Here is a 4480-nt window from a genome sequence, read left to right on the forward strand (position 1 = left end):
GCGGAGCGATGGTGCTCGTAACAGTCAAACCCACCCGGATCGATACGGCGATCGCGAACGAGATCGCGCCCCACACCAGCTCCGGCCTCGGGCATGCCGCCCAGACATTGACCTGGGGCGCCGACGAGCATGTGCTCATCGCGCTGGCCGCCGCGGGATGGCTCTACACCCGGCTGCGGCGACCGCAGCAGCGGCCCGTTGCAGATCACATTCTGATGGTCTCGCTGGCGACAGCCGTGCTGCCGCATGTTCTGAAATCCGTGTTCGACCAGACCAGACCGGACCGGCTGACAGTCGCCGGCCATTGGCGCGGCGTGCCCTTCTCGGGGCGATCACGCGACGCATTTCCCTCCGGTCACGCCGTGCATATGGGCGCCCTCGCCTCGGCGGCCGACCTGTTGCCGCCTGCCCGGCGTCGGGCGGTCCGCTTCGTTGCCGTGGCGCTGTCGTTGACGCGCGTCGTGGTGCTGGCGCATTGGGCCAGTGACGTGGTGGCCGGTTTCACGCTCGGCGTCGTCGTCGAGCGACTGCTCAGGCCGTTCACGCTGGCGAAGCGGCGGCCTAAGGCCTCATGGATACGGCCATGACCGAATATGTCCTGCGCTTCATCGCCGGCGGCCTGATCGTCTCTGCCTTCTCGATCCTGGGCGACATGCTGCGGCCGAAGAGCTTTGCCGGCCTGCTCGGCGCGGCGCCGTCGGTCGCGCTGGCCACCCTCAGCATCGCCGTCGTCCAGCACGGCCCGCAATATGTCGCCGCCGAAAGCTGGACGATGATCTATGGTGCCATCGCACTCGGCTGCTACAGCATCGTCGTCTGCCATCTCCTGATGAGGTTTCATTTCACCGCACTGCCGGCCGCCATCCTCGCTTTTGCTGCATGGCTCGTCGTCGCCTTCGCTCTGCTCGCGGGTTTCGGAGGTGCTGCCTGATGCTGGTCAAGATGTCTGCATCGGCGCTGAAACAGACGCGGTGGTACGAGTATGGTATCCGCTTTCTGCTCGGCGGACTGGCGACGGTCCTCGCAGGAGCCGTGACCACAGGTGTCGGCGTCTCCGTCGGCGGCCTCTTCCTCGCGCTCCCCGCCATCTTCTGCGCCAGTGCAACGCTGATCGAAAGCCATGAGCGTCGCGCCAAGGAAAAGGCCGGCCTCAGCGGACGGCGACGCGGGCAGCAGGCCGCAGCGCTCGATGCTGCCGGTGCCGGCCTGGGAAGCATCGGTCTCGCAGCGTTCGCTGCAGTCTTTTACATCGTGGTTTCGACAACCGTGATCGGCGCATTCGTCGCCGCCATCCTGGTATGGGCGGCGGTGTCGGTGTCGGCTTGGTGGCTGCGGCGAAAGCTTCGCATCACCTCGAGGACCGTGCAGACCGAACGCATGGGGCCATCAGCGAGGGGCCGCGGCCTCTTCCCGTAGCATCAGAAAGCCATACATCTCGGCGGCCGTCTGAAGCTGATCGATGCGCGCAAGAACAACTTCGCGCTGGCGGCCGTCGGGCAGGCCCGCCAGTTGATGCTCGAGCCGCAGCTTCTGCGCCCCGAGACGCTGTTCGAATGTATGTGGCTCAGATCGTCTTCGCATCTTCCGTCCTCGGTGGCTGCAGCCCCGGGCTGTTGGCCCAGCGCTCGACTTGTTCGATGACCTTCTGGTGGCTGGGACGCACCGGCTTGGGGGCTTCCGGCTCTTCGGAAAGCTTACGAGGCAACCTGACTTCGTCCGTCATGGCTTCTCTCCCTTTCCAATGAGAATGCGCCATCACGAGAGTCGTTTCAGTATAACTAATTGATTTTGTTATATTTTCTTACTCATTTGGCGTCATTTTGGACTCTTATGGAACTCCGGCCAAGTTGGTTCGTTGAGTAACCTACTCAACCTGCTCAATTTGTGTGATCGACCATGAACGACCTTCGCGCCGAGCGCCTCCAGGTCATGCTCACGCCGGAAGAGTTGGCCGCCGTTGACGATTTCCGGTTCAAACATCGCATGCCGACGCGGGCGGCGGCGGTCCGCGAACTGCTCAAGTTCGGATTGGCCGCCATCGGCGTCGACGCGACTGCGGGTGTGAAGTCGAGCAGCTTCGGCGTGCTCGGCCGCGGGCCCGACGGGCATACGCAGGAAGATCCCGAGAACGGCACCGGGGGTTGACCCACAGCAGCCATTCATAAGCAAACGACCCCGGCACGGGGCGTGCCAGGGCCGTCTTGGAGATTGCTTCCGGCGCACCGGGGGCATGACAACCGGAAGCAACCTGTCGACTCGTCGCGCGAGGATTCGTTCCTCGCGCTGATCCGTTGCGTCTAGCCGCTCGGCGCGTCGCCGGAATCGTCCGGCGTCATGCCGGAGCCCGGCGTCTTGCTGTTGTCGTTGAGCTTGGGATCGCGCGTCGCCTCCCGCGACGGCGAACCTTTCGAACCAGCATTTTGCGGATCCGTCTTGTGCACGGACTGCGCGCGCTGCTTGTCGCGCGGCTGTTCCTCCGCCCGTTCGTCCTTGACGATGCCGTGGTCGGAATGGGCCATGATGTGTTTTCGCCTCTCCTGATGTGTCGAAGCGCTTACGCACTGCGGCGTCGAATGTTCCGGCGAGGCGCTAGCTGTGCGCCGCGTGGACGGCCGCCGATGCATTCCCCAGATGAACCTGGCGCACCGTCGTCACCGTCGCGAACGCGACCGAGACACCAAAGGCGAGAATGAGTGAAAGAAGAGCCAGACGTGGAGCCATCACAAAACCTCCTTCTGGAAGCGAAAACCAACGCGATCGACTGTTCCCTGATCATCTTGGATTGGTCGCTTGCATTCCGTGAGCGGTCTCACACGCTGATTCACGAAAAGGAGAGCCCTCACGCATCCTGCTTTTGAGGGAAACGGACCACGAGAGGCGGAATTTCCCCGTCGAGCCAATCCTGTTCGTGAGCGAGCGCGGTCCAGGNNGTCCGCCATGCGCGAAAAGCGCTTGTGGGCGGGTTGTCCCTCGGCGCGCTCGGCGAGCTGAAGACAGTTGTCGGCGTTATCCCTGAAGATGTCAGACTGTTTCATATTGAAGACGTGGGGACGGAACTCTCGGGTCGCAACCCGCTTGCCGGATCGTAATGTTCAGGGAACTCCGCACGCCCTTGGATGTTTGATATCGATGCGAGTTCTTGTCGCGATCATCCTGGCATTCATCAGCACCGCAGCGCTTGCCGACAGCACCGGTGAACGAAAACTTGGCGACCGCCCGCCGAGCGCAACCGACGTCATCAGCGGCCTCTATGATTTCAGCCGCTTTCAGCAGGGCCTCCTGGAGAGCACCGATCTGAAGGGCAACGCCGAGGTCAAGAACCTCGCCGNNGGTCAGCGCGGGCCTGGTCGAGCCCGAGACGTCCGACGGACCGACTTACGTCCGAAGCTTCTATGCCTCGCAGATTCCCGAATATGAATCGGCCATCGACCTGCTCGAGCGCTATCTGAAGGCGCCCGATAATGCGGCGCTCGCAACGTTCGCGCGCGAGCAGCTCCCGATGCTGCGCGCGCAGGTCAAGGACGCCGGACGCACCATGGCGGACAAGTAGCCGCCCTCATTTGTCGTTCGGATGATGTTGCTGGCTCTGCAGTCGCACGGTGCGGTCGCTCTCCGGCATCCTGTCCCGGCCCGCATCGCCATTGTCATCCTTGCCGCCCGAAGATGAGGTGCCACTGCCGCTCGGNNTTCGACCGGTTGGCCGCCCCCGTGGCCGGTGTATCCGCCTTCGGGCTGGCGGAGCTCGCGGCGGGATCGCCGGTCACCGCCCCGCGGCCGCTGGGCGCTCCACCCTGCGCCAAGGCCGACCCATCCGAAGGACGGCGGGGACGAACGAGCGGCCGGGCCGCGGGTGCCATTTCTTCCCCACCCACATGGAACCAATTCGGCGATTCGCCGTTATTGGCGTTGGGCTGAGCAAGGCAGGTTCCATTTGCTGGCGCCGCAACGTTGGCGCTTGATTTCGAATTTGGCTGACGCTCTATGTTGACCAATCGCGTCGGGCCTTGGATTCGGCCGACACCTGCGGGGGAATCAGTATGAGCGACCTCGATCCCGGATCTGCATCACGGTCCGGTCGTCGCGTCCCAAAGCCAAAGCCCAACGGTGTATCGGATCCGGATTCCCGGGCCGAATTGCTGCTCGCCCTGCAGGCCATGCGCAGCGGCGATTTCTCCGTCCGCATGAGCGGCGACTATCTCGGCATCGACGGCAAGATCGCCGACACTTTTAATGAAATCATCGCCGCCAACCAGCGCATGGCGCAGCAGCTCGAGCTGGTCGGCCAGGTGGTCGGCCGCGAAGGCAAAACGCGCCAGCGCGTGAAGTTCGGCCTCGCCAGCGGCTCCTGGGCCGACATGGAAGGCTCCGTCAACACGCTGATCGACGACCTGCTGTGGCCGACCCGCGAGGTGACGCGTGCGGTCGCGGCGGTGGCGCAAGGCGACCTGCTCCAGACTGTCAAGCTCGACGTCGACGGCCG

The 4480-nt window shown here is 63.9% G+C and carries 7 protein-coding genes and 3 pseudogenes; 6 read left to right on the forward strand and 4 right to left on the reverse strand.

Features of this window, described 5'->3' with window-relative positions:
• The first annotated feature begins 8 nt into the window (after positions 1-8).
• From AABA84_RS34730 to AABA84_RS34740, 3 genes are read left to right on the forward strand one after another with little or no spacing between them, the layout of a single operon-like run.
• A complete protein-coding gene (locus AABA84_RS34730; protein ID WP_338314346.1) occupies positions 9-587 on the forward strand; it encodes a phosphatase PAP2 family protein in 579 nt (192 codons plus the stop codon).
• On the forward strand, positions 584-931 hold the full coding sequence (locus AABA84_RS34735; RefSeq protein ID WP_212247651.1) for a DUF3147 family protein: 348 nt from the start codon (positions 584-586) through the stop codon (positions 929-931). The genes AABA84_RS34730 and AABA84_RS34735 overlap by 4 nt, the downstream gene beginning before the upstream one ends.
• Positions 931-1416: a hypothetical protein gene (locus AABA84_RS34740; protein WP_212247649.1), complete on the forward strand. Its 486-nt coding sequence runs from the start codon at positions 931-933 to the stop codon at positions 1414-1416. Before AABA84_RS34735 ends, AABA84_RS34740 begins: the two co-directional genes overlap by 1 nt.
• Before the next feature lie 148 nt (positions 1417-1564).
• On the opposite strand, the gene AABA84_RS34745 is transcribed toward AABA84_RS34740, so the two are convergent.
• Complete coding sequence (locus AABA84_RS34745; RefSeq protein WP_018321736.1) at positions 1565-1723, reverse strand: hypothetical protein; 159 nt, start codon at positions 1721-1723, stop codon at positions 1565-1567.
• A 173-nt stretch (positions 1724-1896) separates the two neighbouring features.
• Here AABA84_RS34745 and AABA84_RS34750 point away from each other — a divergent pair, with 173 nt between their 5' ends.
• Positions 1897-2145, forward strand: coding sequence for a hypothetical protein (locus AABA84_RS34750; protein WP_212247647.1), 249 nt, complete (start codon positions 1897-1899; stop codon positions 2143-2145).
• A gap of 152 nt (positions 2146-2297) precedes the next feature.
• On the opposite strand, the gene AABA84_RS34755 is transcribed toward AABA84_RS34750, so the two are convergent.
• From AABA84_RS34755 to AABA84_RS34765, 3 genes and pseudogenes are all read right to left on the reverse strand, one after another.
• Complete coding sequence (locus AABA84_RS34755; RefSeq protein ID WP_212247645.1) at positions 2298-2519, reverse strand: hypothetical protein; 222 nt, start codon at positions 2517-2519, stop codon at positions 2298-2300.
• Between the two features lie 70 nt (positions 2520-2589).
• Positions 2590-2721 carry a hypothetical protein gene (locus tag AABA84_RS34760; RefSeq protein ID WP_256379439.1) on the reverse strand — a complete coding sequence of 44 codons (132 nt, stop codon included), beginning with the start codon at positions 2719-2721 and terminating at the stop codon, positions 2590-2592.
• A 118-nt stretch (positions 2722-2839) separates the two neighbouring features.
• Positions 2840-3035, reverse strand: a pseudogene (locus tag AABA84_RS34765) (hypothetical protein).
• Positions 3036-3129: 94 nt separating this feature from the next.
• Between AABA84_RS34765 and AABA84_RS34770 the strand changes: the two are divergent.
• Together AABA84_RS34770 and AABA84_RS34775 are read left to right on the forward strand one after the other, a co-directional pair.
• Positions 3130-3550, forward strand: a pseudogene (locus AABA84_RS34770) (DUF4142 domain-containing protein).
• Between the two features lie 487 nt (positions 3551-4037).
• A pseudogene (locus AABA84_RS34775) lies at positions 4038-4480 on the forward strand (hypothetical protein); the annotation flags it as partial.

This window comes from Bradyrhizobium sp. TM239, from assembly GCF_036247985.1.
Taxonomy (GTDB): Bacteria; Pseudomonadota; Alphaproteobacteria; order Rhizobiales; family Xanthobacteraceae; genus Bradyrhizobium; species Bradyrhizobium ottawaense.

Bases quoted from the DNA above. Each gene is read 5' to 3' on its own strand.
- AABA84_RS34740 (WP_212247649.1), top strand. From the start codon at position 931: ATGCTGGTCAAGATGTCTGCATCGGCGCTGAAACAGACGCGGTGGTAC.
- AABA84_RS34745 (WP_018321736.1), bottom strand. From the start codon at position 1,723: ATGACGGACGAAGTCAGGTTGCCTCGTAAGCTTTCCGAAGAGCCGGAA.
- AABA84_RS34755 (WP_212247645.1), bottom strand. From the start codon at position 2,519: ATGGCCCATTCCGACCACGGCATCGTCAAGGACGAACGGGCGGAGGAA.
- AABA84_RS34760 (WP_256379439.1), bottom strand. From the start codon at position 2,721: ATGGCTCCACGTCTGGCTCTTCTTTCACTCATTCTCGCCTTTGGTGTC.
- AABA84_RS34730 (WP_338314346.1), top strand. From the start codon at position 9: ATGGTGCTCGTAACAGTCAAACCCACCCGGATCGATACGGCGATCGCG.
- AABA84_RS34735 (WP_212247651.1), top strand. From the start codon at position 584: ATGACCGAATATGTCCTGCGCTTCATCGCCGGCGGCCTGATCGTCTCT.
- AABA84_RS34750 (WP_212247647.1), top strand. From the start codon at position 1,897: ATGAACGACCTTCGCGCCGAGCGCCTCCAGGTCATGCTCACGCCGGAA.